Below are 23,787 nucleotides of genomic sequence, written 5' to 3'. Positions count from 1 at the left end.
ACTCATGCCGCTGTTTTCCTTCCGCTGCAAAGCCTGCCATCACGAGTTCGAGACCCTGGTTCGCACGTCGGAGGCGCCGGTCTGCGCCTCCTGCGGAAGCGGGGAGCTGGACAAGCTGGTCTCCCGCATCGCGCCGGAGGGCAAGTCGGGCTCCATCCTGAAGAACGCCCGCACCGCCGCCGCGAAGGAGGGGCACTTCAGCAACTACAGCAAAGCCGAACGATCCCGCCTTTAGGACTTCCCGTCCGGGATCCTGTACTTGCGCAGCTTGTTCGCGACCATCGTGTGCGAGGTGCGCAGGCGCGCGGCCAGCTTCCGGCTGGACGGGAAACGCGGGTAGAGCCGGCGCAGCAGCGTGCGCTCGAATCCTTCCAGCGCGTCCTCCCAGCTTGCGGCCTCCGTGCTGTCGGAGGCGGCGTCGGTTTCCATGCGGGCACCGGCCAGCTCCAGGTCGGCGGCGTCGAGATAGGCGCCGTCGCTCATGGTCACGGCGCGGAAGATGACGTTCTCCAGCTGGCGGACGTTGCCCGGCCAGGAGTTGGCGAGCAGGGCGGCGCTGGCCGCCACCGTCAGCCGGCAGGGCGGGCGGCGGGCCTGGGCGCAGGCGCGGGCGATGAAGTGCCGGGCCAGCAGAAGGATGTCCTCGCCCCGCTCCCGCAGCGGCGGGACCTGGAGCGACAGGACGTTCAGGCGGTAGTACAGATCCTCGCGGAACGTGTGCTCCGCCACCATGGCGTCGAGGTCGCGGTGGGTCGCGCTGACCACGCGCACGTCCACCGTCTGCTCCCGGTCGCCGCCGACGCGGCGGAAGCGTCCGTCGTTCAGGAAGCGCAGCAGCTTCGCCTGAAGGTAGGGCGACATCTCCCCGATCTCGTCCAGGAAGACCGTGCCGCCGTGCGCCAGTTCCAGCAGGCCCGGCTTGCCGCCGCGTTGCGCCCCGGTGAAGGCGCCGGGGGCATAGCCGAACAGCTCGCTCTCCGCCAGGTTCTCCGGCACGGCGGCGCAGTTCAGCGCCAGGAAGGGCTTGTCGCGGCGCGGGCTGGCGCGGTGGCAGGCGTGGGCGATCAGCTCCTTGCCGGTGCCGGTCTCACCCAGGATCAGCAGCGGCGCCTCCACCGCCGCCACGCGCGCGGCGCGGGCCTTCAGCGCGCGGACGGGTGGGGAGTCGCCCAGAATGCGGTCGAAGCCGCCCTCGTCGAAATTCTGCAAGGCGTTCAGGCGCTCGCCCAGGCGGCTCGGCGCGAACAGGGTGACCACGCCGCCGGCCGGGCGGCCGTCCTCCACGATGGGTGTGGCGTCGAGAAGGAAGGGCTGGCCGTTCAGCATCACCTCTTGCCCCGGCAGGCGGAAGCCGCTGTCGACAAGCGCGTCGGTCAGCTCCGGATCCCCGAACAGCCGGCCGAAGTCGGCGCCCGTCAGTGCCCTCTCCGTGTCACCGGCAACCGCCGCCGCCGCGGCGTTCGCCACCACGATGCGCCCGGCGCGGTCAACCGCCAGCACCGGATCGGGTAGGGCGGCCAGCAGCGCGTCCAGGTGCAGACGCCGGCGCGTGCCCGGCAGGATGTCGATGGGGATGACCGACTGGACGCCCTGCACACCGCGCAGCGCGATGTCCAACTGGTTGAGGGACTGGGTGTCCAGCTCCGGCGCGTCGATGTGGATGTGCGGCGGGTCCACCTCCACCGCGACGACGTTCAGCCGCCGCTTGGCGAGCACGGCCAGGATCTCGTGGGCGATGCCGACCCGGTCGGCGAATTGGACGTCGATGCGCATGGGAGCAGCCGGTAAGGTTCGTGGCAGCGTAGCATGGAAAGGTACGGTGTAAACAAAAACATACGGCGTAACGTTTCGCGTACGGATGAGCTAACGCATTGTCAAAAATGGATGATGTCGGTCTTAAACCTCTGAAGCCCCGCTGACTGTAAACGGTTGTGTACGGTCAGTGGTCAGTGACATCGGTGAAACCCCAGCAAATCCGCCATGTTCGGCAGTTGGCATTCGGCTTGCTCATAAGGAGGCAAACGAAACAGGGATTTCGGGAGCCTTTCCATGCGGGTCATCGTCCTCGGCAGCGGCGTCATCGGCGTTTCCACGGCCTACTATCTGGCGAAGGCCGGGCATGAGGTGACGGTGGTGGACCGTCAAGCCGGCCCCGCGCTGGAGACCAGCTACGCCAACGCGGGCGAGGTGTCGCCGGGCTATTCCGCGCCGTGGGCGGCGCCGGGCCTGATGGGCAAGGCGATCAAGTGGATGCTGATGAAGCATTCCCCGCTGGTCATCCGGCCGAAGCTGGACCCGGCAATGTGGTCCTGGTGCCTGAAGCTGCTCGCCAACGCCAACGAGCGCAGCTACGAAATCAACAAGGGCCGCATGGTGCGGTTGGCCGAATACAGCCGCGACTGCCTGAAGGCGCTGCGCGACGAGACCGGCATCCGCTACGACGAGCGGGCCAAGGGCACGCTTCAGGTCTTCCGCACGCAGAAGCAGGTGGATGCCGCGGCCACCGACATGGCGGTGCTCGACCGCTTCCAGGTGCCCTACAGCCTGCTGGACGTGGACGGCTGCGTGGAGGCTGAGCCGGCCCTGCGGCTGGTCAAGGAGAAGATCGTCGGCGGCCTGCTGCTGCCCGGCGATGAGACCGGCGACTGCTTCCGCTTCACCAACGCGCTGGCCGCGCTCGCCGCCGAGATGGGTGTGGAGTTCCGCTACGGCGTCGGTATCAAGCGGCTGGAGGGCGACGGGCGCCGCGTCACCGGCGTGGTCACCGACACGGGCACGCTGACGGCGGATGCCTATGTGGTGGCGCTGGGCAGCTATTCGCCGATGCTGGTGAAGCCGTTCGGGCTGGACCTGCCGGTCTATCCGGTGAAGGGCTACTCGCTGACGCTGCCGATCGTCAACGCGGCTGGCGCGCCGGAATCGACCGTGATGGACGAGACGCACAAGATTGCCATCACCCGCCTCGGCGACCGCATCCGCGTCGGCGGCACGGCGGAGCTGGCCGGCTTCGACCTGACGCTGCGTCCGGGCCGGCGCGGGCCGCTGGACCATGTGGTCAGCGACCTGTTCCCGACCGGTGGCGACCTGGAAAAGGCGGAGTTCTGGACCGGCCTGCGCCCCAACACCCCGGACGGCACGCCCATCGTCGGTCAGACCCCGGTGCGCAACCTGTTCCTGAACACCGGCCACGGCACGCTGGGCTGGACCATGGCCGCCGGCTCGGGCCGGGTGGTCGCCGACGTGGTCGGTGGGCGCCAGACCGAGATCGACATGGACGGGCTGACCGTTGAGCGCTACGGCCGCCCGGTGGCGGTCGCCCAGGGTCGTCCCGCCGTCGGCGGCGTTGCCCGCCCAACTGCTTGACGTGTGAAATATCCGTCCATGCCGGCTGTTCTCGCTGGCATGGACGGCATTGTTTCAGAACCCTGGCCCACCACCGAGGCCGACGCCCGCGCCATGCAGGAGCGGCTGCGCCGGCTGGTGGTGACGCACGACGACTTCGGGCCTTTGCGCCGCATCGCGGCGGTGGATGCACATTTCAGCGAAAATCGTGGACTGACCTGGGCCGCCGCCGCGGAGATGGACGCGGACAGCCTGGAGCTGACGCGCAGCGTCCTGCTCAGCCGTCCCACCCGCTTTCCCTATGTTCCCGGCCTTCTGTCCTTCCGCGAGGCTCCGGCCATGGTCGAGGCCATCGGGCTGTTGCCGCAGCCGCCGGACCTGCTGGTCATCGACGGGCAGGGCACCGCCCACCCGCGCCGCTTCGGGCTGGCCTGCCACGTCGGTGTTCTGACCGGGCTGCCGACCATCGGCGTCGCCAAGTCGCGCCTAATCGGCCGCTATGAGGATTTGGGGAACGAGCGCGGCTCCCACTCCCTGCTCTGGCACCGGCGGGAGGTTGTCGGGGCGGCGCTGCGCACCCGCGACGGGACCAACCCGCTGTTCGTCTCGCCCGGCCACCGCGTCAGCCTGGAAACCTGCATCCAGCTCGTCCTGCGCTTCGCCCCGCGCTGGCGGTTGCCGGAGCCGATCCGCCTCGCCGACGCGCTGTCGCGTATGCACGGCTGACGTCAGGTGGCCAGCACCACGCGGGCAAGCCGGGGCAGCAGGTCGTTCCATCCCTCCAGTTCCACCGTTCCGTTGACCTGAGGCGCCCCCGCCAGGGCGAAGACCGGCCGGCCGAACTGGAGGCCGTAGGCGATCTCCGACAGGGTGCCGTTGCCGCCGCCGATGGCGATCAGGCACAGCGCGGCGCGGGCGATGATGGCGTTGCGGGCGACGCCGATGCCGGTGGCGACGGGGATCGTGACGTAGGCGTTGCCGCTGTCCCAGTCGTCGCCCGGCAGCAAGCCGACGCTGACCCCGCCCTTCGCCGCCACGCCCTTGCACACCGCCTCCATCACGCCGGCCCGGCCACCGCACAGGACGGTGAGGCCGAGCGTCGCCAGCTCCGCGCCGATGCGCTCGGCAAGCTGGCGTTGGAGGGGGGAGGGCTCGCGCGGGCCGATCACCCCGACGGGCGGCCGGCAGGGCGAACCGCTCTCGCGCTGGAGCCAGAGCACCGCCTCGGCGTCATCGATGGACGTGAGCCCGGCGGGCGCCTCGGCCTCAGTCCAGGCACGGCGCGCGGGATCGAAGCGCCGCTTCCCGTCGTCCCAGAGCGTGCGTCGGTCGGCGTCGAGCATCCACATGGCAGGTCCCCCTTTGATGGCCCGCCAGTATGCATGGCAGCCCTGCCCCGGGGAACTCCCCGGAGGTAAGCCGGTTGCTGTGCTGAGATGCCAACCGAGGAGGTGGAAGCATGGCGCAGACGCTCGCAAACAAGACCGTGGCGGTTCTCGCCACCGACGGCTTCGAGCAGGTCGAACTGACGGAGCCGGTGAAGGCGCTCCGCAACGAGGGCGCCACCGTTCACATCGTCGCGCCCAAGGGCGGGCAGATCCAGGGCTGGAACCACCACGACAAGGGCGACCGGGTGGACGTGGACACCACGCTCGACCAGGCCGATCCGAACGGATTCGACGCGCTGGTCCTGCCCGGCGGCGTGATCAACCCCGACGCCCTGCGGCTGGAGCCCAAGGCCATCGACTTCGTCCGCAGCTTCGTCCAGTCCGGCAAGCCCATCGCGGCGATCTGCCATGGCCCCTGGACGCTGATCGACGCGGGCGGCGTGCGCGGCAAGCGCATGACCTCCTGGCCGTCGCTGAAGACGGACCTCGGCAACGCCGGGGCGAATTGGGAGGACAGCGCCGTGGTGACGGACCGCGGCCTGGTCACGTCGCGCAAGCCGGACGACCTGCCGGACTTCTGCCGGAAGATGATCGAGGAATTTGCCGAAGGGCAGCACCGCGGCCACCGGCACGCGGCGGAGTAGGGGCGCGCGTTTGCCCCCACCCTGACCCTCCCCCGCTGGGCGGGGGAGGGGAAAGGGCCTTACGCCGACACCAGCGGCGACAGGCCGTTCTGAATGGCCCAGACGGCCGCCTGGGTGCGGTTCTGGGCGTTGATCTTCCGCATCACGTTCTTGAAGTGCATCTTCACCGTCGATTCGGTGATGTGCAGATTGCGCGCGATGGCCTTGTTGGACTGGCCGGCGAGCAGGCAGCGGAGGATCTGAACCTCGCGCTTCGACAGCTCGTTGTTGACCGGGTGGGGGCGTTCCTGGGTGGGGCGCTCGTTGACGTTGGCGATCAGCAGGCTCGCGACGTGCGTCGGATAAACCACCTCGCCCAGCATGACCAGTTGCAGAGCGCGCAGCAGCGACTCGCTCGACATGGACTTGTTCAGATAGGCGTCGGCGCCCGCCTTCAGCGACAGCGACAGGGTACGGTCGGCGATCGCGTCGGCCAGGACCACGATGCGCGCGCCGGTGGCGCTGCGCAGGTGCTTGACCCCGCCGACATCCTCCACCCCGCCTTCGCCGAGCGCCACCACGATCAGGTCGGGTTCCACCCCCTGTTCGATGGCGGCGTGAGCGTCGTCCACATTGGCCGCATGATGGCAGACGCGGAACGGGCCGCTACTTATGAGCGTTCCAAGCGCTGCGGAAAACAGCCGATCGTGGTCGACGAGCATGACGTTCCAGGTTTTCATCGAAGCTCCTCCGCGACGCCACCGTGACGAGCAGTGCACAGCATCAGTCGTTTTTCTTTTTCGTCTGAGAAAAAGGATAAATGTCCGCTTTATTGTTTTGAAAAAGCGGGCTTTACGCTGGTTGTCCTGATGATTTATACGGGTGGACAGGGAGTGGCGCAAGACGCTTGGGTGAAGCCGACTATATATGGTTCGATCTAAGTGCGGATGCGCGCTACTTTGCCTCTTATATGTCCTATCGGGTGAGGAACATACCTTTCCGCCGGACAAGGAAGTCGAGCTGAAGCTGAACCGTTTACCTCGGTTCCTTTGGCCGCCGACGGCATGATGAGGTAGTCAAACGATGGAAGTTCAGCTGCAAACGCGCGGCAAAGAGCGTTCCCTGTCGAACAAGGCCCAGAAGTTTCTGGTGGTGGACGACCACCCTCTTGTGCGGCATGGCTTTGCGCTGTCGGTGGGGGAGATCCACCCCGACGCGCAGGTGCTGGAGGCCGGCTCGCTGGAAGAGGCGATGGCCATCGTCGACGGCACGCCCGATCTGACCCTGGTGCTGTTCGACCTCAACCTTGGGGACCGCAGCGGGCGTGACGGCGTGCGCCGCATGGTGGAGGTGCTGGGCAGCAAGCCGCTGCTGGTCATCTCCGGATCCGACGAGGTGGCGGACATCGTGGACAGCGTGCGGCTGGGCGCGCGGGGCTACATCCTGAAGACCAGCTCCACCGCCGTGCTGGAACACGCGATCTCGCTGGCCCTGACGGGAGAGACCTTCCTGCCGCTGCCCCGCGCGGTGCTGTCCGGCAACGTGGCGGCGGAGACGTCGCGGCCCAGCGGGCAGATCCTCGACCGCCTGACCGACCGCCAGCGCGACGTGTTCCAGCTTCTGCTCGCCGGCCACTCCAACAAGGAGATCGCCCGCGAACTGGGCGTTCTGGAAGGGACGGTGAAGGTCCATGTCCGGGCCATCATGCAGAAGCTGGGCGTGCGCAACCGCACGCAGGTGGCCGTGGTCGCGGCCCGCAGCGGCTGCTTCCCCGACGACGCCTGAGCCTGGGCCTGAGGCTGGGCTTCGCCCGATCGCGAGAGTCCAAGGCCGGATTCTAAAACTTTCTTTGTGGGTAAGAGGCTTGGCCGGCATTGCGGCCTTCCGAGACTTTCCGGCACTATGGCCGGAAAGGTCCGGCGGGAGGGACAATGACCGGCTCTGTGCGTTTCGTTCTCGGCGGCCGGGTGGTGGAGGTTCGCGACGTCGATCCGACCACCACCGTGCTGCAATGGCTGCGCGCCCACGGCCGTCCCGGCACGAAGGAAGGCTGCGCGGAGGGTGACTGCGGCGCCTGCACCGTGGTTCTGGGCGACGTGACCTCCGAAGGGAAAATCCGCTACCGGGCGGTGAACGCCTGCATCCTGTTCCTGCCGATGGTCGACGGGAAGCTGCTGCTGACCGTCGAGGATCTGGCCTCCGAAGACGGCGACCTGCACCCGGTGCAGAAGGCCATGGTGACGAACCACGCCTCGCAGTGCGGCTTCTGCACGCCGGGCTTCGTCATGGCGCTGTTCGCGCTCTATCACACCGACCGCAAAGCTGAGGATGGCGCGATCCACGACGCGCTGGCCGGGAACCTGTGCCGCTGCACCGGCTACCGCCCCATCATGGACGCCGCGCGGGCCATGACCGCCGACGGTGGCGAGGACCGCTTCGACCGTGCGGAGGCGGGAATCGTCGCCCTGCTGGAATCGATTCAGCGCGAAGGGAGCTTGGCCCTGGCCGGCACGGCGGGAAGCTGCCACGTCCCCAGGACCGTGGACGAGCTGGCGAAGCTGACCGCCGCCCACCCCGACGCCACGCTGGTCGCGGGGGCCACCGATGTCGGCCTGTGGGTGACCAAGCAGGGCCGCGCGTTGCCCAACCTGATCCTCCTGTCCGAGGTGGCGGAGCTGCACCGCATCGAGGAGAGCGCCGACGCGCTGGAGGTCGGCGCCGCCGTGACCTACAGCGAGTTGCTGCCCGTGCTCCAGCGGCGGCTTCCGGAACTGGCGGAGCTGGTCGGGCGCATCGGTGCGGCACAGGTGCGCAATTCCGGCACGCTGGGCGGCAACGTCGCCAACGGCTCCCCCATCGGGGACAGCATGCCGGCGCTGCTGGCGCTCGGTGCCTCCCTGATGCTGAACCGGGGCGGCGACCGCCGCGACCTGCCGCTCGACCGTTTCTACCACGGCTACCGCAAGAGCGACCTGAAGCATGGGGAGTTCGTGGAACGCATCCGCATCCCGCTCCCCAAGCCCGGCCAGCGCTTCGCGACCTGGAAGGTGTCCAAGCGACGCGATCAGGACATCGCGGCCGTCTGCGCGGCCTTCCTGCTGACGCTGAACGAGGCCGGCCGGGTGGCGGAGCTTCGCACCGGATTTGGCGGCATGGCGGCCACGCCCGCCCGCGCGACGGCGCTGGAGTCCGCCATGGCCGGGCGGTCCTGGACGGCGGAGGAGGTGGCGGCGGCCCTGCCGGCGCTGGACCGGGACTTCCAGCCGATCACCGACATGCGGGCCAGCGACCGTTACCGGGCGCTGGTCGCGAAGAACCTGCTGGTGCGCTTCCACCTGCACACGACCGGGGCCGAAGCGCCCTCGCTGGAGGCTGCGCATGGATAACATCGTTGGCCCTGACGGCAGCATCCGACCGATCAAGGGAGGCGTCCATCTCGGCATCGAGCACGAGAGTGCGCGCAAGCACGTCACCGGCACCGCCGCCTATACCGACGACATCCCCGAACTGCCAGGCACGCTCCAGGTCGCGGTCCACCTGTCGGCGAAGGCGCACGCGCGCATCCTCGGCATGGACCTGACGCGGGCGAAGCAGGCGCCGGGCGTGCACGCCGTCCTCACCTTCGACGACATTCCGGGGGAGGGCGACATCGGCTCCATCCAGCCCGGCGACCCGGTGCTTGCACCCGATTTGGTGGAGTATGCCGGGCAGGCGGTCGTGGCGATTGCGGCGGAGACGCTGGCCCAGGCCCGCGCGGCGGCCCGGATGGTGGAGGTCTTCTACGAGGACCTGCCGCCCATCCTGACCGCGCGGGAAGCGCTGGAAAAGGAGTCCTTCGTCTCCCCCAGCCTGACCTTCCGGCGCGGCGATCCGTCCGCCTCGGTCGCGGGCGCGCCCCGGCGGCTGACCGGCACGCTGGAGGTCGGCGGGCAGGATCACTTCTACCTGGAAAGCAACATCGCCTACGCCATCCCGAAGGAGGACGGTGACCTGCTCGTTCACTCCTCCACCCAGCATCCGGCGGAGGTGCAGCACGCGATTTCCAAGGTGCTCGGCCGGCCGATGCACGGCATCGCCGTGGAATGCCGGCGCATGGGCGGCGGCTTTGGCGGGAAGGAAAGCCAGCCGGCGCAGATCGCCTGCATCGCCGCCCTGCTGGCGAACGCCACCAAGCGTCCGGTGAAGTTCCGCATGGACCGCGACGACGACATGGCGATGACCGGCAAGCGCCACGACTTCTTCGTTCAGTACGACGTGGGCTTCGACGAGGACGGGCGCATCCAGGGGCTGGAGATGGATCTGGCGGGCCGCTGCGGCATGTCGCTGGACCTGTCCAACGGCGTCGTGGACCGCGCCATGTTCCACGCCGACAACGCCTATTACCTGCCGGCCGCACGGGTGACCGGGCACCGCTGCAAGACGCACACGGTGTCCAACACCGCTTTCCGGGGCTTCGGCGGGCCGCAGGGCGTCATCGCCATTGAGAACGTCATCGATGAGATTGCGCGCGCGCTGGGCAAGGACCCGCTGGACGTGCGCCGGTTGAATCTCTACGGCGGATCGGGGCGGGACGTGACCCCCTACGGCATGCCCGTCGAGGAGCCGGAGATCCTGGCAGACCTGTTCGACCAGATCGAGCGGGACAGCGACTACCGCCGCCGTCGGGAGGAGATCGACGCCTTCAACGCGCGCAACGCGGTGCTGAAGAAGGGCCTCGCCCTGACGCCGGTGAAGTTCGGCATCTCCTTCACCGTCAAGCACCTGAACCAGGCGGCGGCGCTGGTGCATGTCTACACCGACGGCTCCGTCCAGGTGAACCACGGCGGGACGGAGATGGGGCAGGGCATCCACACCAAGATGGCCCAGATCGCCGCCCAGGAATTCCAGATCGACGTGGATCGGGTGAAGGTCACGGCCAGCGCCACCGACAAGGTGCCGAACGCCCCGCCCACGGCGGCCTCGGCCGGTACGGACCTGAACGGGCAGGCGGTGCGGATCGCGGTGCGGACCATCAAGGGCCGGCTGATCGACTTCCTGGCCCAGCACTGCCACACCACGCCGGACAAGGTGGAGTTCCGCGACAACGCCGTCTTCGCCGGCAACCACGCCCTGAGCTTCGCGGAGGTGGCGAAGCTCGCCTACCTGAACCGGGTGTCGCTGTCCTCCACCGGCCATTACGCGACGCCGAAGATCTGGTGGGACCGGGAGAAATGCGAAGGGCGGCCCTTCTTCTACTTCTCCTGCGGCGTGGCTGTGACCGAAGCGCTGATCGACACGCTGACCGGGGAGTACAAATTCCCGCGCGCCGACGTGCTGCACGACTGCTCCGGCACCATCAACCCGGCCATCGACCTGGGACAGGTGGAGGGCGCCTTCGTCCAGGGGCTGGGCTGGGTGACCTGCGAGGAACTGTGGTGGGACCCACAGGGGCGCCTGCGCACCCACGCGCCCAGCACCTACAAGATCCCGACCTCGCGTTCCCTGCCGGAGGATTTCCGCGTGACCCTTTACACCGCCCGCCCGAACCGGGAGGACACGGTGTTCCGCTCCAAGGCCATCGGGGAGCCGCCACTGATGCTGGGCATCTCCGCGTGGCTGGCGCTGAAGGACGCGGTGGCTGCGGTCGGCGGGCACAAACTGCCGGTGCATCTCGACGCGCCCGCGACGCCGGAGCGGGTGCTGCTGGCGGTGGAAGACGTGAAGGCGAGGATGGCTGCCCGTGGTTGAGGCCGTGTTGAAGAAGGTTGCCGTCCACGGCGCCGCGACCGTCCGGTTCGAACATCGCCGCGGCGCCACGCGCCTCGCCACGCTCTACCACCACGACCCCTTGCGGGTGCTGCTGCCGGACCCCCGACCGGGTGACCTGCCGGTGGCGGTGCTGGTCACCACCTCCGGCGGCATGGTCGGTGGCGACCGGCTGGACATCTCCCTGTCGGCGGGCGCAGGTGCGAAGGCGCTGGTCACGACCCAGGCGGCGGAGAAGGTCTACCGCTCCACCGGCGCCGACTGCCGCATCGACACGCGCGTCAGCGTCTTGGCCGGCGGCTGGCTGGAATGGATGCCGCAGGAGGCCATCGTCTTCGAAGGCTCGCGCCTGCGCCGCCTCACCCGGCTGGAACTGGAGGGCGACGCCCGCCTGATCGCCGGAGAAATGCTGGTCTTCGGCCGCGCCGCCTTTGGGGAGACGGTCAGCTACGGCCTCGTCCGCGATGCCTGGGAGGTGGTGCGCGACGGGCGCCTTGTCTGGTCCGACGCCTTGCATCTGGACGGCGACATTGCAAAGAGTCTGGCGCACCCAGCCTGTTTCGCCGGGGCTGGAGCCTGTGCCACGCTGCTGCACGCTTCCCCCGATGCGGGCGCGTATCTTGCCAGTTTGCGGGAGGCGGCGGAGGGGTTGGCGGGCGTTCGGGTCGGGGCCACGGCCTTTGATGGCCTGCTGGTCGTCCGCATCCTCGGCGGCGACGCGCTGGCCGTGCGCCGGGCCTACGCCGCGCTGTGGTCGCATCTCCGCGCGAACGCCGCCGGACTGCCCACCCGGCTGCCGCGTTTGTGGGAAGTCTGATCCGCAGTAAACGCCGTCCACCACATCGAAGGACGCTTGGCGCGCCGCAACAACGTGGCATAATCCGCCTCAAGAACTGGGTAGGCGGAGAGACAGCCCCATGAACCTGACACCGCGCGAGAAGGACAAGCTTCTCGTCGCCATGGCCGCCGTCGTGGCGCGCCGCCGGCTGGAACGTGGCGTGAAGCTGAACCACCCGGAGGCGGTGGCGCTCATCACCGATTTTGTGGTCGAGGGCGCGCGCGACGGCCGCACGGTGGCCGAATTGATGCGCGATGGTGCCACGGTGCTGACCCGCGAACAGGTGATGGACGGCGTTCCCGAGATGATCCACGAGATCCAGGTGGAGGCCACCTTCCCCGACGGGACGAAGCTCGTCACCGTCCACCAGCCGATCCGCTGAGAAGGGGCTCCCATGAAACCCGGTGAAATCATCCCTGCGGCGGGCGAGATCGAGCTGAACGCTGGTCGCGACACGGTGGAACTGGACGTTGCCAACGCCGGCGACCGGCCGATCCAGGTCGGCTCCCACTACCATTTCTTCGAGACCAACGAGGCGCTGAAGTTCGACCGCGACAAAGCGCGCGGCTTCCGCCTCGACATCCCCGCCGGCACCGCCGTGCGGTTCGAGCCCGGCCAGACGCGCCGCGTGCGGCTGGTCGCCTACGCCGGCAACCGCGTGGTCATCGGCTTCAACGGCAAGGTCAACGGCAGCCTGTAACGGGCGCCGAGCGGAGGGGACAGCAGCATGGCGCATCGCATTGACCGGGCCGAATACGCGGCCCTCTACGGCCCCACCGTCGGCGACCGCGTGCGGCTGGCCGACACCGATCTGATCGTGGAGGTGGAGCGCGACCACACCACCTACGGTGAGGAGGTGAAGTTCGGCGGCGGCAAGGTGATCCGCGACGGCATGGGGCAGGCCCAGGTCTCCCGCCAGGGCGGGGCCGTGGACACGGTCATCACCAACGCGCTGATCATCGACCACTGGGGCATCGTCAAGGCCGACATCGGCATCACCGGCGGGCGCATCGCCGCCATCGGCAAGGCCGGCAACCCGGACGTTCAGCCGGGCGTGACCATCGTCGTCGGGCCGGGGACGGAGGTGATCGCGGGCGAGGGCAAGATCGTCACCGCCGGCGGCGTCGACAGCCACATCCACTTCATCTGCCCGCAGCAGGTGGAGGAGGCGCTGTACAGCGGCGTCACCACCATGCTCGGCGGCGGCACCGGGCCGGCGGCCGGAACCTCGGCCACCACCTGCACGCCGGGGCCGTGGCACATGGCGCGGATGCTCCAGGCGGCGGAGGGGCTGCCGATCAACCTGGGCTTCTTCGGCAAGGGCAACGCCAGCCGCCCGGACGCGCTGGTGGAGCAGATCGCCGCCGGGGCCTGCGGCCTGAAGCTGCACGAGGACTGGGGCACCACCCCCGCCGCCATCGACACCTGCCTGACCGTGGCGGAGGAGATGGACATCCAGGTGGCGATCCACACCGACTCGCTGAACGAGTCGGGCTTCGTGGAGAACACCGTCGCCGCCTTTAAGGGCCGCAACATCCACGCCTTCCACACCGAAGGGGCGGGCGGCGGCCACGCGCCGGACATCATCAAGGTGGCCGGGCTGCCGAACGTGCTGCCGTCCTCGACGAACCCGACGCGGCCCTTCACGGTGAACACGGTGGACGAGCATCTCGACATGCTCATGGTCTGCCATCACCTCAGCCCGCGCATCCCGGAGGACGTGGCCTTCGCCGAAAGCCGGATCCGGCGCGAGACCATCGCGGCGGAGGACATCCTGCACGACCTCGGCGTCTTCTCGATGCTGAGTTCGGACAGCCAGGCCATGGGCCGGGTGGGCGAAGTGGTCATCCGCACGTGGCAGACCGCGCACAAGATGAAGGTGCAGCGCGGCCGTCTGCCGGAGGAAACGGGCGAGAACGACAACTTCCGCGTCAAGCGCTACATCGCCAAATACACGATCAACCCGGCGCTCTCGCACGGCATCGCGCATGTGGTCGGTTCGATCGAGGTTGGCAAGCTGGCCGATCTGGTCGTCTGGTCACCGGCCTTCTTCGGCGTGAAGCCGGACATGGTGTTGAAGTCCGGCACCATCGCGGCGGCGCTGATGGGCGATCCCAACGCCTCCATCCCCACGCCGCAGCCGGTGCACTACCGCCCGATGTTCGGCGCCCTCGGCCGGTCGATGCAGGCCAGTTCTGTCACCTTCGTGAGCAAGGCGGCGCTGGAGCGCGATCTGGCCGGCAGTCTCGGCCTGAACCGGGAGCTAGTGGCCGTGACCGGCGTGCGCGCCATCGGCAAAAAGCAGATGATTCACAACGATTCCACACCAAACATCGAGGTCGATCCGGAAACCTACGAAGTGCGCGCCGACGGCCAACTCCTGACCTGCGAGCCGGCGGACGTGCTGCCCATGGCGCAGCGGTATTTCCTGTTTTGAGGTCCTGATTTCGTGATCGGTGTCTTCGATTCCGGCCATGGCGGCCTGACGGTGCTGCGCGCGCTGGTCAACGCCGCTCCCAACCGGCCCTTCGTCTATCTGGGCGACCACGCCGCCGCCCCCTATGGACCGCGCAGCGAGGAGGACATCTACCGCCTGACCGTCCAGGGGGTGGAGCGTCTGTTTGCGCAAGGTTGTGGGCTGGTCGTGCTGGCCTGCAACACGGCGGCGGCGGTGGCGTTGCGCCGCATGCAGCAGACTTGGCTGCCGCACGCCTATCCCGGGCGGAACGTGCTGGGCGTGCTGGTGCCGATGGTCGAGGCGATCACGCGCGTTCCCTGGATGCAGGAAGGCCCCTCCGTCGACTGGCGGCCGGAGCCGCGGACGGTGGGCGTATTCGCCACGCCGGCCACGGTGGCCTCCGGCTCCTTCCCGCGGGAAATCGGCAAGCGCGCCCCCGACGTGCGGGTTGTGCAGCAGGCCTGCCCGGACTTGGTGCCGCTGATCGAACGGGGGGCGGACGACGCCGAACTGGCGCCGGCGGTGCGCGGCTATGTGGCCTGCCTGCTGGAGCAGTTGGGCGGGCAGCCGCTGGACGCGGTGGTTCTGGGCTGCACCCATTACCCGCTGGTGTCGCACCTGTTCGCGCACACCCTGCCGCCCGGCGTCGAGGTGCTGTGCCAGCCCTCGCTGGTCGCCAAGTCGCTGGACAATTACCTGGAGCGCCATCCGGAATACGCGCCCGCCGTGAACGGGCACCCGGCGGCGCCACGATTCTTCACCACGGGGGCGGCGGAACCGGTCGGCGCGCTCGCGGGGCGGTTCTTCGGCCGGCCCACCCCCTTCGAACGGCTTTCCCCATGACCGACCCGCTCCGCCGCGCCACCCGAGTGCACGCCCGCGGCCACTGGCCCACCGAGCGGCAGGCCGGCACCGTGACGCTGGCTTTCGACGACCGCCACCGGCGGCGCATGGTGATGGCCGACGATGCGGGGGCCGATTTCCTGCTCGACCTGCCGCGCGCCGTGGCGCTGGACGACGGCGACGGGCTGGAACTGGAGGACGGCTCTTTCCTGCGCGTCGTCGCGGCGGACGAGGACCTGATGGAAGTGCGCTGCGGCGGCGGGACCGAGGCTTTCGCCCGCATCGCGTGGCATCTTGGGAACCGGCATCTGCCGGTGCAGATCATTGGCGAGACGATCCGCCTGCGCCGGGATCATGTGATCGAGGACATGCTGCGCGGGCTTGGCGCGAGCGTGGACGCCATCCGTGCGCCCTTCGCGCCGGAGGGCGGGGCGTATTCGGGGCACGGGCATGGTCATTCCCATTCCCATTCCCATGGGCACTCGCATGAGTGAGGGCGCTGGCCCCCTCCCTAACCCTCCCCCGCTTCGCGGGAGAGGGGATCTGGCGCGGAGCGGCGGAGTTCCCTCCACCGCCGAAGGCGGGGGAGGGTTAGGGAGGGGGCACAGTGTCTCCACCACCCACCTCACCAAACTCCTCGCCTGGCTCTCCCCGTCCTTCCCCGTGGGCGGCTTCTCCTACAGCCACGGCATCGAAGCGGCCGTTGAGCAGGGCCTCGTCCGCGACCGTGCCACGCTGACGATCTGGCTCGACGGCATCCTGCGTCATGGCGCCGGGCGCACGGACGGCATGCTGTTCGCCGCCGCCCATCGCGCCGTGCTGGCCGGTGACGAGGCGTCCTTCGCCTGGGCGGTGGAGCGGGCGGACGCGATGCGAGCCTCATCCGAAACCGCGTTGGAAAGCCGCGCGCAGGGGCAGGCATTTCTCCTTGCCGTGCGCGCGGCGTGGCCGCTCGACGGGCTGGAGCGGTGGGACCGCGTCGTCGCCGACACCGGCCGCCCCGTTGCCTACGCCGTGGCCGTGGCGCTCGCCGCCGCGCTGATCGGCGTGCCGGAGGGGCCGGCGCTGGCCGCCTACCTGCACGCCTTCGCGGCGAACCTCGTCTCCGCCGGAGTGCGGCTGGTCCCGCTGGGCCAGACGGACGGGCAGAAGGCTCTGGCGGCGCTCGATTCCGTGGTGCACCATGCGGCGGAGGCGGCGCTGGCCGCTCCGCTCGACGATCTGGGCAGCCGCGCCATGGCCGTCGACTGGACCTCCATGATCCACGAAACCCAATACACGAGGCTGTTCCGCTCATGAGCGCAGCGATTACCAAGAGCCACGGTGGACCCTTGCGCGTGGGCATCGGCGGGCCGGTCGGTTCCGGCAAGACCGCGCTGACCGACGCGCTGTGCAAGCGCATGCGCGACGATTGGGAAGTCGCGGCGATCACCAACGACATCTACACCAAGGAAGACGCCGAATTCCTCACCCGCTCCGGCGCGCTGAAGCCGGAACGGATCATGGGCGTGGAGACCGGCGGCTGCCCGCACACGGCGATTCGCGAGGACGCCTCGATCAACCTCGCCGCCGTCGACGAGATGAATCGCAAGTTCCCGCACCTCGACCTGATTTTCATCGAGTCGGGCGGCGACAACCTCGCGGCCACCTTCTCGCCGGAACTGGCCGACCTGACCATCTACGTCATCGACGTGTCGGCCGGCGACAAGATCCCGCGCAAGGGCGGGCCGGGCATCACCCGGTCGGACCTGCTGGTGATCAACAAGATCGACCTCGCCCCGATGGTCGGCGCCAGCCTTGAAGTGATGGACCGCGACGCCCGCAAAATGCGCGGCGATCGTCCCTTCGTCTTCACCAACATCAAGACGGGTGAGGGGCTGGACGCGGTGCAGAGCTTCATCGTCCAGCGGGGCGGCCTTCCGCTGCCGGGCTGAACGCCCTTTGCTCACTTCGGGTTGAGATCGTCGCGGAACCTCCGTCTTGGCCGTGCTGTTCTTTCGCTGATGTCCAGCACGCGAACGAACCGAGCCGGAGGGACCGACGATGAGACGCCTGCTCCTCAGCGCCACCATGCTCGTGGGGGCGCTCGGGCCGCTGCCCGCGCTGGCGCAAGGAAATCCCGCCCAGGGAACTCCCGCCCAGGGCTGCCCGGCGGGCATCGACCGCCTCGGCCAGCGCATCGCCGCTTTCGAGGCGGCCGGCGCCCAGTCGCCCGCCGCGGCCACGCCGCAGGAAATCGGCCAACTCCGCGCGTTGCGCCAGACGGCCGAGCGTGCCGGCCAGGGCGGCAACGACCCCGCCTGCCAGTTGATCCTGGGTGAGGCCGACGCGCTGGTCCGCGCCATCGAAAAGCCACGCGTGGTGGCCGCCGACGACTTGGCGAAGGCCAGGCTGCACGCCCCGAACGGTGACGAGATGGGCAGCATCTCCGAACTGGTCGTCGATCCGGACACCGGGCGCGTCGCCTATGCGGTGGTCGAGCTTGGCGGCTTCCTCGGCATCGGCGAGCGGAACTTCCCCGTGCCCTGGGCATTGGTTCAGCCGACGCAGGACGGGAACGGCTATGCGCTGAACGTCCCGAAGGACCGGCTGACCGCCGCGCCGCAGTTCACCCGGTCCAACCGGCCGGACATGTCGGACCGGCAGTGGGCGTTGGCGCTGCACACCTACTACGGCGTCCAGCCCTACTGGATCCGCGATTCGGCGGCGCTGGCCGCGGCGGGGCTTCCGGCCACGGCGGGCGGGTCGCCGCAGGTGCAGCAGGAGGTGCAGCGCCTGTCGCAGGAGGTGGACCGGCTGAAGCGCGAGTTGGCCCAGGCCCGCACGCTGGCCGACACCACGGCGCAGAAGGCCGGGCCGCCGCCCGAACCCAGCGCCGGCTCGACCGGCGGGACACAAACAGGGCCTGCCCAGGGCGGCTCCAACCCGCCGTCCCCCGGCGGCGCGCCGCCGCAGTGAAACACCAGAGGGGATCGAGGAGACGAACCATGGCGATCATGAGCCACCACGGATCCGGCGGGCGGAGCCTGTCCAGGACCGACGATTTCGAACGGATGGTCAACGTCGGCCATACGGAGCGGCTGGCGTCGCTGATCGGCGGCGGCATGCTGGCGGTGATGGGCCTGCGCCGGCCGACGGTGGCCGGTGCGGCGATGGCGCTGGCCGGCGGCGCGCTGGTCGCGCGGGGACTCACCGGCTATTGCCCGGCCAAGGCGATGATGCAGGAGCGCTGGGGCCACGACGACCGCGCCATCCCCGCGCAGGACGTCGAGCGTGGTCGGGACCGCTTCTCCCGCCATCCGGGCGACATCTATTCGGAGGCCTGCGACGAGGAGGTCGTGGACGAGGCCTCCAAGGAATCCTTCCCGGCCAGCGACCCGCCGTCCTTCACGCCGGGCGTGACCTGATCGGCCGTGCGACCCGTGAAAGGCCCGTCCCCGGCGGGAGGGGCCTTTCCGCATCCGCATGACACGCGAGCCGACCCACAATAAAGAGGTAGTGGGGGTGCGGCGCTTTTACTCACGTTCGGCGTATGACGGGGCTGTTACAGAAAAACAAAGGGAGAATGTCGGATTTATTGCCACTTTAACCGGTTGCCTATGACCTTCGACTGGACTATGGTGCGTTGCACAAAACGAGTGTTCCACTTCGTACGCTCCGCTGTCCCGCCACATCGCAACCCGGGAAAAGTCTGCCATGACCACGATCATTCCTGCCGCCGCCACTCTTGAAGGCAAGAAGGGCCTCGTGCTCGGCATCGCCAACGATCAGTCGATCGCTTGGGGCTGCGCCCGCGCCTTCCGCGCGATGGGCGCGGATCTCGCGATCAGCTACCTGAACGAAAAGGCGAAGCCGCACGTCGAGCCGCTGGCCAAGCAGCTCGAATGCGAAATCTTCGAACCGGTGGACGTCACCGGCGAAGGCCAGCTGAAGGCGATGTTCGAGAAGATCGAGCAAAAGTGGGGCAAGCTGGATTTCGCGCTGCACTCCATCGCCTTCGCGCCGAAGGAAGACCTGCACGGCCGCGTCGTCGACAGCTCGCGCGAGGGCTTCCAGATGGCGATGGACGTCTCCTGCCACTCCTTCCTGCGCATGGCCCGCTATGCGGAGCCGCTGATGAAGGACGGCGGCTCGCTGTTCACCATGTCCTACTTCGGCGCCAACCGCGTGATCGACAACTACGGCGTCATGGGTCCGGTGAAGGCCGCGCTGGAAAGCTGCGTCCGCTATCTGGCGGCCGAGCTGGGTCCGAAGGGCATCCGCGTGCACGCCATCTCCCCGGGTCCGATCAAGACCCGCGCGGCGTCGGGCATCGCCCACTTCGACGAGCTGATGGCCAAGGCGGCCGAACGCGCGCCGGAGCATCGCCTGGTGACCATCGAGGAGGTCGGCTACACCACCGCCTTCCTCGCCACGGACGGCGCCAAGGGCATCACCGGCGACACCACCTATGTGGACTGCGGCTACTCGATCGTCGGTTGATCGGGTAATCGATGGGGCGGACAATCGCCCCATCCCTGAATAGGGCAAGAGAGGCGGGGAGGGCCGAAAGTTCTCGCCCGCCTTTCGTCCGTCTGCGTCATCGGTGCGGCAAATTGCCATGTGACGATTGTATGTGTTCGTCGCCGGTGAAAAGACACCCATAATCCGGTACACAGACGCCCGGCGCTTGTCCGGCTCGTCGGGGCTTGCGCGTCATTGTCGGGCGCCATCTCGGGTGCCATCGGGGACGGTCGGTGTCTCCGGTCACGAAAGCGTCGCGCGGGGTCCCGATCAGCGGAACCGGGCGGCCGTGGGGAGAGGATCCGGAGGGTTCATGGGTGTTATCTCCTGGAGACGGCAACTCAGCGTCGGCCAGCCGTCCATCGACGAGGATCACCGGCACCTGATTGAGTACCTGAACGAACTCGATGCCGCGTTGAACGCGCGCGTCTTCGCGCCGGTGCGCGTCGCCAAGATTCTGATGAAGCTGCTGGAGTACACGCAGCAGCACTTCAGCCGCGAAGAAAAGATCATGCAGGTCGTCCACTACCCGAAGTACGACGACCACGTGCGCCAGCACCACGAGGCGGTGCGGATCCTGAGCGAGCTGTCGAACGCCTTCACCAAGGAACCCAGCCACCACAACGCCGAGCTTCTCTACAACTTCACGGCGAAATGGCTGGTCAACCACATCATCATGCAGGACACGCTGCTCACGCCCTATGTCCGGGGCGTGTGGATGTAGCGTTCACGACGGCCAAGCCCAGATGACTGCCGGTCAGAGGGCCGCCGCTCAGATGTAGGCCGTCCGGCGCCGCACGGACGCCTTTTCCCATCCCCATTCGACGATCGCGCTCATCAGCCGTTCCAACGACGGGCGAACCTGGGCGGCCAGATCGTTGCGGAACCGGAAGGGCGCATCCTCCTCCATGTAGGTGTGCTGGGTCATTTCCAGCTGGATGGCGTGGATGTTCTCGGCCGGGGTGCCGTAACGGCGGGTGATGTAGCCGCCCTTGAAGCGCCCGTTCAGCACCGCCGAATAGTTCTCCCGCGCCGTCAGAACGTTCATCAGCCGTCCGACCAGGGCCGGGGAGGCGGTCGCGCCGTCGGCGGTGCCGAGGTTGAAGTCCGTCAGCTGCCCCTCGAAAAAGCGCGGCTCCCGCGAGCGGATGGAGTGCGCCTCGAACAGGATGGCGATGCCGAACCGCTCTTTCAAAGCCTGCAACTCGCTGTGGAGCTGTTCGTGATAGGGGCGCCAGAAGGCGCCGACGCGCCGCTCCACCTCCGCCGCGTCCGGCTCCTGGCCGGGCTTGTAGATCGGTTGGTGGTCGAAGGTGGTCAGCGGGCACAGTTCGGTGTTGTCGGCGCCGGGGTAAAGGACATCGCCCGACGGATCGCGGTTCAGGTCGATCACATAGCGCGAGCAGGTGGCCTTCAGGAAGCCGATGCCCAGCGCCGGCGCGAAATGGTAGAGCCGGTCCAGGTGCCAGTCCGTGTCCGGAACCGTCAGCGCCGCGTCGGTCATCGTTGCCGCGATGTCCGGCGGGATCGCCGTGCCGACGTGCGGAATGCTGAGCAGAACGGGGGTTTCCCCCGGCTGGAAGCGGAACGTCTCCATGCCTTGACCCTGCCTTGACCCTCGCGTCGGCGGCGATTCTGGTGCGCCGCAACATGCGGGCGACTATGGTCCGTCCCCTCCCAAGCGTCAAATCCTATTATGTAATTATTGTAATGCTTGCGGACCTGTGGGCGTCACGGTTCCAACTCATCCTCGTTCTCCGCGACATGATCCACCATGTCGGACAGGACGCGGCGGATGTGCTCGTCCGTGATCAGGTAGAAGACGCGGTTGCCCCGCCGCTCCGCCTGGATCAGGCGCCCGGCGCGCAGAAGCCGCAGATGGTGGCTGACGAGAGAGGGGGAGAGGCTGAGCGCCGTCGCCATGTCGCCGACCGACGTCGGCGTTTCAAGGCAGGCGAGGATGATGCGCAACCGGCTGGGGTCGCTCATCAGGCGGAACATGTCCGCCAGTTCCGTGGTCTGGTCTTCGGTGAGTCGGAGGTGCGCCGGCTTCGATGGCATGCCGCGGAGGTTCCCGGTGATGGATGTCCTTAAAAAGTATAAGCCGCGCCGGTGCCCGATCCTATAGGGCGGCTTGTGGGTATCCCAAGACGGAATGGAAGGGGGCCTTACGGTGGATCGGGCGATGGACCGGTTGACCGCGCCCGCTTCCTTCGGAACAATCGGCCCCAAAAGCATGAACGCCGGACGAATGGACCGGCATCGGGAGGATAGGATGGACATCGCCTCGCGCCGACAGGTGCTTTTGCCGCTGGCGCTCGCGCCGGTCGCCGGCTGGGCCATTTGGGCCACCAAGGCCAAGGAACCGACCCACCCCGTCGGGCCGTTCCACCTGCCGCTGGACGACACCACCGCCCTGTGGCGCGATCTGGTCCAGGTCCGCCTGGATGGGCCGGCCGCCGATCCGGCCTTCCCGACTCGGGTAAAGGCGCTGGACGGCAAGCCGGTGACGGTGCGCGGCTTCATGGTGCCGCTGAGCGACGCGTCGTCGCACACCCGCTTTATCCTGGCCGCCAACCCCGTCGGCTGCCCGGCCTGCCAGCGACCGGATCCCTCCAGCATGCTGCACGTCCGCAGCCACATTCCCGTACGGGAAACGACGGAACCGCTGACCCTCACCGGCACACTCCGCCTGCGCCCGCAGGAGGGTTTGTACTACCAGCTCGACCGCGCGGAGCTGCGCTTCGCCTGACCGGTTGTCTCTCAAATCCTCTTCCGCTCGCTCCGCGTGCGTGGGATGGTGCGCCCATACGACTGTGTGAGAGAGGCAGGGGGACGTGGCGGGAGCGGTGCGTGTGCACGGGCTGTTCCTGGCCCTCGCGCTCTACGGCCTGCTGAGCGCCCCGGCCCCGCCGGCCCTGCGCTGGGTGGAGGCCGCCATCGGCGCGCTTTTGGTCCTGGCCGTCGGCGTGCTGCGCCCGCTGTTCGTCGTCACCGGCCATGCCTTGCGTGACCCAAGCGCCGACGCCTGGGAGCCCGCCACCATCCTGGCGTTGGGATGGCTGTTGTGGGTGCCGGCGATGCGGGGCGTGTGGGTCGGCTGGGCGCCGGGCGATATGCTGCGCGACGTGGTGCCGCTGCTCTACCTGTTCCTGCCGGTTCTGCTCGTGCCCGTGCTGCGCGCGGACCCACGGCGCGCGGTGCGGTGGCTGTCCTGGGGCATGATGCTGGCCGGCGTAGGCTTCGCGTTGCGCTGGTGGAAGCAGGCGGACTGGGGGTTCGGCGCGGTCGGCGCGCGGGCCATGTCGGACGGCGGCGCCTATCTGCTGAACGCGCCGTCGGTTCTGTTCGCCGCCATAGCCCTGCCGCTGACCGGATTCGGGCTGCTGCTGCGGGGCGGCGTGCTGCGCTGGGCGGTCGGGCTGAGCTGCCTGTGCGCGGGTGCGCTGTGCCTGGCGGCGCTCGCCGGGGCCGTGCACCGGATGGCCTTGGGGCTCGCCGCGCTGGCCTTTCTCGCCGTCGGACTGTGGTGGGGAAGGCGGGCGCCGTGGGCGGTCGGGGCCGGGCTGCTGGCGGCGGGTGCGGTCGCGGCCGGCGTTTCCCAGCCGCTGGTCGGCGCGCTGCTGCGGGTGGCCGAGAAGACGCGCCTGACCGGGGCCAACACCCGCTGGGAGGAGGCCGCGGCGGTACTCGACCAAGCGGTGGCGACGCCCGCGACCTTTCTGTTCGGCCAGGGCTGGGGCGCGCTGATCGCCAACCCGGCCGTGGGCGGCTGGCGGGTGTCCTACACCCACACCTTGCCGACCTACGCGTTGGCGAAGGCGGGCGCCTTGGGGCTGCTGGCGCTGGCTGCCTACCTCGCGGCCCTGGCACCGAGGGCGATGGCGGCGCTGCGGCAGGACCCGCCGCTCGGCTGGGCGGTGCTGCCGCCGCTGGTCATGGCGCTCGGCGTGCACACCAGCTTCAAGTATCTGGACACGGGGCTGCTCCTGACCCTGATGGTGCTGCTCGCCGAGCCCAGGAAGCCGTTGTCGCCATCGTGAGCGA

26 protein-coding genes are annotated in these 23,787 nt (G+C 68.7%); 21 read left to right on the top strand and 5 right to left on the bottom strand.

The features are described from left to right. The first annotated feature begins 4 nt into the window (after window positions 1-4). Entirely contained in the window at window positions 5-235 is a 231-nt protein-coding gene (locus tag ACSVC7_RS20600) for an FmdB family zinc ribbon protein (RefSeq protein ID WP_448206259.1), read from the top strand. Here the strand turns inward: ACSVC7_RS20600 and ACSVC7_RS20595 are convergent. Beyond that, complete coding sequence (locus tag ACSVC7_RS20595; protein WP_448206258.1) at window positions 232-1,773, bottom strand: sigma 54-interacting transcriptional regulator; 1,542 nt, start codon at window positions 1,771-1,773, stop codon at window positions 232-234. The two genes, ACSVC7_RS20600 and ACSVC7_RS20595, sit on opposite strands and share 4 nt — an antisense overlap. Window positions 1,774-2,049: 276 nt before the next feature. On the opposite strand from ACSVC7_RS20595, the gene ACSVC7_RS20590 reads away from it, so the two are divergent. Continuing rightward, window positions 2,050-3,363: a D-amino acid dehydrogenase gene (locus ACSVC7_RS20590; protein ID WP_448206257.1), complete on the top strand. Its 1,314-nt coding sequence runs from the start codon at window positions 2,050-2,052 to the stop codon at window positions 3,361-3,363. An 18-nt stretch (window positions 3,364-3,381) separates the two neighbouring features. Continuing rightward, window positions 3,382-4,068: a deoxyribonuclease V gene (gene nfi, locus ACSVC7_RS20585; protein ID WP_448206256.1), complete on the top strand. Its 687-nt coding sequence runs from the start codon at window positions 3,382-3,384 to the stop codon at window positions 4,066-4,068. 2 nt (window positions 4,069-4,070) lie between these two features. On the opposite strand, the gene ACSVC7_RS20580 is transcribed toward nfi, so the two are convergent. Beyond that, window positions 4,071-4,691, bottom strand: a complete 621-nt coding sequence (locus ACSVC7_RS20580) for a TIGR00725 family protein (RefSeq protein WP_448206255.1) — start codon at window positions 4,689-4,691, stop codon at window positions 4,071-4,073. 110 nt (window positions 4,692-4,801) lie between these two features. On the opposite strand from ACSVC7_RS20580, the gene ACSVC7_RS20575 reads away from it, so the two are divergent. Further along, the gene (locus ACSVC7_RS20575; RefSeq protein WP_448206254.1) at window positions 4,802-5,374 is read left to right on the top strand and encodes a type 1 glutamine amidotransferase domain-containing protein; all 573 of its coding nucleotides are present in this window, start codon (window positions 4,802-4,804) and stop codon (window positions 5,372-5,374) included. Window positions 5,375-5,433: 59 nt separating this feature from the next. Here the strand turns inward: ACSVC7_RS20575 and ACSVC7_RS20570 are convergent, their stop codons facing one another. Next, window positions 5,434-6,093 (bottom strand): LuxR C-terminal-related transcriptional regulator, encoded by a 660-nt coding sequence (locus ACSVC7_RS20570; protein WP_448206253.1) that lies wholly within the window; start codon window positions 6,091-6,093, stop codon window positions 5,434-5,436. A 343-nt stretch (window positions 6,094-6,436) separates the two neighbouring features. Here ACSVC7_RS20570 and ACSVC7_RS20565 point away from each other — a divergent pair, with 343 nt between their 5' ends. From ACSVC7_RS20565 to ACSVC7_RS20495, 15 genes are all read left to right on the top strand, one after another. Further along, on the top strand, window positions 6,437-7,138 hold the full coding sequence (locus tag ACSVC7_RS20565; RefSeq protein ID WP_448206252.1) for a LuxR C-terminal-related transcriptional regulator: 702 nt from the start codon (window positions 6,437-6,439) through the stop codon (window positions 7,136-7,138). A 146-nt stretch (window positions 7,139-7,284) separates the two neighbouring features. Beyond that, the gene (gene xdhA, locus ACSVC7_RS20560; RefSeq protein WP_448206251.1) at window positions 7,285-8,739 is read left to right on the top strand and encodes a xanthine dehydrogenase small subunit; all 1,455 of its coding nucleotides are present in this window, start codon (window positions 7,285-7,287) and stop codon (window positions 8,737-8,739) included. Further along, window positions 8,732-11,080 (top strand): xanthine dehydrogenase molybdopterin binding subunit, encoded by a 2,349-nt coding sequence (gene xdhB / locus ACSVC7_RS20555; protein ID WP_448206250.1) that lies wholly within the window; start codon window positions 8,732-8,734, stop codon window positions 11,078-11,080. The genes xdhA and xdhB overlap by 8 nt, the downstream gene beginning before the upstream one ends. Continuing rightward, window positions 11,073-11,915 (top strand): urease accessory protein UreD, encoded by an 843-nt coding sequence (locus ACSVC7_RS20550; RefSeq protein WP_448206249.1) that lies wholly within the window; start codon window positions 11,073-11,075, stop codon window positions 11,913-11,915. The genes xdhB and ACSVC7_RS20550 overlap by 8 nt, the downstream gene beginning before the upstream one ends. Window positions 11,916-12,015: 100 nt before the next feature. Next, complete coding sequence (locus ACSVC7_RS20545) at window positions 12,016-12,318, top strand: urease subunit gamma (RefSeq protein WP_448206248.1); 303 nt, start codon at window positions 12,016-12,018, stop codon at window positions 12,316-12,318. 12 nt (window positions 12,319-12,330) lie between these two features. Next, window positions 12,331-12,636: an urease subunit beta gene (locus tag ACSVC7_RS20540; protein ID WP_448206247.1), complete on the top strand. Its 306-nt coding sequence runs from the start codon at window positions 12,331-12,333 to the stop codon at window positions 12,634-12,636. A 27-nt stretch (window positions 12,637-12,663) separates the two neighbouring features. Beyond that, the gene (gene ureC, locus ACSVC7_RS20535) at window positions 12,664-14,373 is read left to right on the top strand and encodes an urease subunit alpha (protein ID WP_448206246.1); all 1,710 of its coding nucleotides are present in this window, start codon (window positions 12,664-12,666) and stop codon (window positions 14,371-14,373) included. A gap of 12 nt (window positions 14,374-14,385) precedes the next feature. Next, window positions 14,386-15,237, top strand: a complete 852-nt coding sequence (gene murI / locus ACSVC7_RS20530) for a glutamate racemase (protein WP_448206245.1) — start codon at window positions 14,386-14,388, stop codon at window positions 15,235-15,237. Further along, window positions 15,234-15,731, top strand: coding sequence for an urease accessory protein UreE (gene ureE / locus ACSVC7_RS20525; RefSeq protein WP_448206244.1), 498 nt, complete (start codon window positions 15,234-15,236; stop codon window positions 15,729-15,731). The genes murI and ureE overlap by 4 nt, the downstream gene beginning before the upstream one ends. 169 nt (window positions 15,732-15,900) lie before the next feature. After that, complete coding sequence (locus tag ACSVC7_RS20520) at window positions 15,901-16,536, top strand: urease accessory protein UreF (RefSeq protein ID WP_448206243.1); 636 nt, start codon at window positions 15,901-15,903, stop codon at window positions 16,534-16,536. Continuing rightward, a complete protein-coding gene (gene ureG, locus ACSVC7_RS20515; RefSeq protein ID WP_448206242.1) occupies window positions 16,533-17,171 on the top strand; it encodes an urease accessory protein UreG in 639 nt (212 codons plus the stop codon). Before ACSVC7_RS20520 ends, ureG begins: the two co-directional genes overlap by 4 nt. Before the next feature lie 109 nt (window positions 17,172-17,280). After that, entirely contained in the window at window positions 17,281-18,195 is a 915-nt protein-coding gene (locus ACSVC7_RS20510; protein ID WP_448206241.1) for a PRC-barrel domain-containing protein, read from the top strand. 29 nt (window positions 18,196-18,224) lie between these two features. Then, on the top strand, window positions 18,225-18,644 hold the full coding sequence (locus tag ACSVC7_RS20505; protein WP_448206240.1) for a YgaP-like transmembrane domain: 420 nt from the start codon (window positions 18,225-18,227) through the stop codon (window positions 18,642-18,644). 289 nt (window positions 18,645-18,933) lie between these two features. Beyond that, window positions 18,934-19,719, top strand: a complete 786-nt coding sequence (fabI, locus tag ACSVC7_RS20500) for an enoyl-ACP reductase FabI (protein ID WP_448206239.1) — start codon at window positions 18,934-18,936, stop codon at window positions 19,717-19,719. Window positions 19,720-20,053: 334 nt separating this feature from the next. Next, window positions 20,054-20,464: a bacteriohemerythrin gene (locus tag ACSVC7_RS20495; RefSeq protein ID WP_448206238.1), complete on the top strand. Its 411-nt coding sequence runs from the start codon at window positions 20,054-20,056 to the stop codon at window positions 20,462-20,464. Window positions 20,465-20,512: 48 nt separating this feature from the next. Here the strand turns inward: ACSVC7_RS20495 and hutG are convergent, their stop codons facing one another. After that, entirely contained in the window at window positions 20,513-21,337 is an 825-nt protein-coding gene (gene hutG, locus ACSVC7_RS20490; RefSeq protein WP_448206237.1) for an N-formylglutamate deformylase, read from the bottom strand. Between the two features lie 134 nt (window positions 21,338-21,471). Continuing rightward, window positions 21,472-21,801, bottom strand: a complete 330-nt coding sequence (locus ACSVC7_RS20485; RefSeq protein ID WP_448206236.1) for an ArsR/SmtB family transcription factor — start codon at window positions 21,799-21,801, stop codon at window positions 21,472-21,474. A 214-nt stretch (window positions 21,802-22,015) separates the two neighbouring features. Between ACSVC7_RS20485 and ACSVC7_RS20480 the strand changes: the two genes are divergently transcribed. Both ACSVC7_RS20480 and ACSVC7_RS20475 read left to right on the top strand, forming a co-directional pair. Then, the gene (locus ACSVC7_RS20480) at window positions 22,016-22,492 is read left to right on the top strand and encodes a DUF3299 domain-containing protein (protein WP_448206235.1); all 477 of its coding nucleotides are present in this window, start codon (window positions 22,016-22,018) and stop codon (window positions 22,490-22,492) included. Between the two features lie 103 nt (window positions 22,493-22,595). Then, complete coding sequence (locus tag ACSVC7_RS20475) at window positions 22,596-23,783, top strand: hypothetical protein (protein WP_448206234.1); 1,188 nt, start codon at window positions 22,596-22,598, stop codon at window positions 23,781-23,783. The last annotated feature ends 4 nt before the right edge of the window (window positions 23,784-23,787 follow it).

Source organism: Azospirillum mesophilum (genome assembly GCF_053470405.2).
This window is presented reverse-complemented; position numbering and strand designations above follow the sequence as displayed.

Bases quoted from the DNA above. Each gene is read 5' to 3' on its own strand.
- ACSVC7_RS20595 (WP_448206258.1), bottom strand. From the start codon at position 1,773: ATGCGCATCGACGTCCAATTCGCCGACCGGGTCGGCATCGCCCACGAG.
- ACSVC7_RS20540 (WP_448206247.1), top strand. From the start codon at position 12,331: ATGAAACCCGGTGAAATCATCCCTGCGGCGGGCGAGATCGAGCTGAAC.
- ACSVC7_RS20545 (WP_448206248.1), top strand. From the start codon at position 12,016: ATGAACCTGACACCGCGCGAGAAGGACAAGCTTCTCGTCGCCATGGCC.
- ACSVC7_RS20480 (WP_448206235.1), top strand. From the start codon at position 22,016: ATGGACATCGCCTCGCGCCGACAGGTGCTTTTGCCGCTGGCGCTCGCG.
- xdhA (WP_448206251.1), top strand. From the start codon at position 7,285: ATGACCGGCTCTGTGCGTTTCGTTCTCGGCGGCCGGGTGGTGGAGGTT.
- ureG (WP_448206242.1), top strand. From the start codon at position 16,533: ATGAGCGCAGCGATTACCAAGAGCCACGGTGGACCCTTGCGCGTGGGC.
- ureC (WP_448206246.1), top strand. From the start codon at position 12,664: ATGGCGCATCGCATTGACCGGGCCGAATACGCGGCCCTCTACGGCCCC.
- ACSVC7_RS20505 (WP_448206240.1), top strand. From the start codon at position 18,225: ATGGCGATCATGAGCCACCACGGATCCGGCGGGCGGAGCCTGTCCAGG.
- xdhB (WP_448206250.1), top strand. From the start codon at position 8,732: ATGGATAACATCGTTGGCCCTGACGGCAGCATCCGACCGATCAAGGGA.
- ACSVC7_RS20575 (WP_448206254.1), top strand. From the start codon at position 4,802: ATGGCGCAGACGCTCGCAAACAAGACCGTGGCGGTTCTCGCCACCGAC.
- ACSVC7_RS20590 (WP_448206257.1), top strand. From the start codon at position 2,050: ATGCGGGTCATCGTCCTCGGCAGCGGCGTCATCGGCGTTTCCACGGCC.
- ACSVC7_RS20600 (WP_448206259.1), top strand. From the start codon at position 5: ATGCCGCTGTTTTCCTTCCGCTGCAAAGCCTGCCATCACGAGTTCGAG.
- ACSVC7_RS20510 (WP_448206241.1), top strand. From the start codon at position 17,281: ATGAGACGCCTGCTCCTCAGCGCCACCATGCTCGTGGGGGCGCTCGGG.
- ACSVC7_RS20565 (WP_448206252.1), top strand. From the start codon at position 6,437: ATGGAAGTTCAGCTGCAAACGCGCGGCAAAGAGCGTTCCCTGTCGAAC.
- ureE (WP_448206244.1), top strand. From the start codon at position 15,234: ATGACCGACCCGCTCCGCCGCGCCACCCGAGTGCACGCCCGCGGCCAC.
- ACSVC7_RS20570 (WP_448206253.1), bottom strand. From the start codon at position 6,093: ATGAAAACCTGGAACGTCATGCTCGTCGACCACGATCGGCTGTTTTCC.
- ACSVC7_RS20485 (WP_448206236.1), bottom strand. From the start codon at position 21,801: ATGCCATCGAAGCCGGCGCACCTCCGACTCACCGAAGACCAGACCACG.
- ACSVC7_RS20580 (WP_448206255.1), bottom strand. From the start codon at position 4,691: ATGTGGATGCTCGACGCCGACCGACGCACGCTCTGGGACGACGGGAAG.
- fabI (WP_448206239.1), top strand. From the start codon at position 18,934: ATGACCACGATCATTCCTGCCGCCGCCACTCTTGAAGGCAAGAAGGGC.
- nfi (WP_448206256.1), top strand. From the start codon at position 3,382: ATGCCGGCTGTTCTCGCTGGCATGGACGGCATTGTTTCAGAACCCTGG.
- hutG (WP_448206237.1), bottom strand. From the start codon at position 21,337: ATGGAGACGTTCCGCTTCCAGCCGGGGGAAACCCCCGTTCTGCTCAGC.
- ACSVC7_RS20495 (WP_448206238.1), top strand. From the start codon at position 20,054: ATGGGTGTTATCTCCTGGAGACGGCAACTCAGCGTCGGCCAGCCGTCC.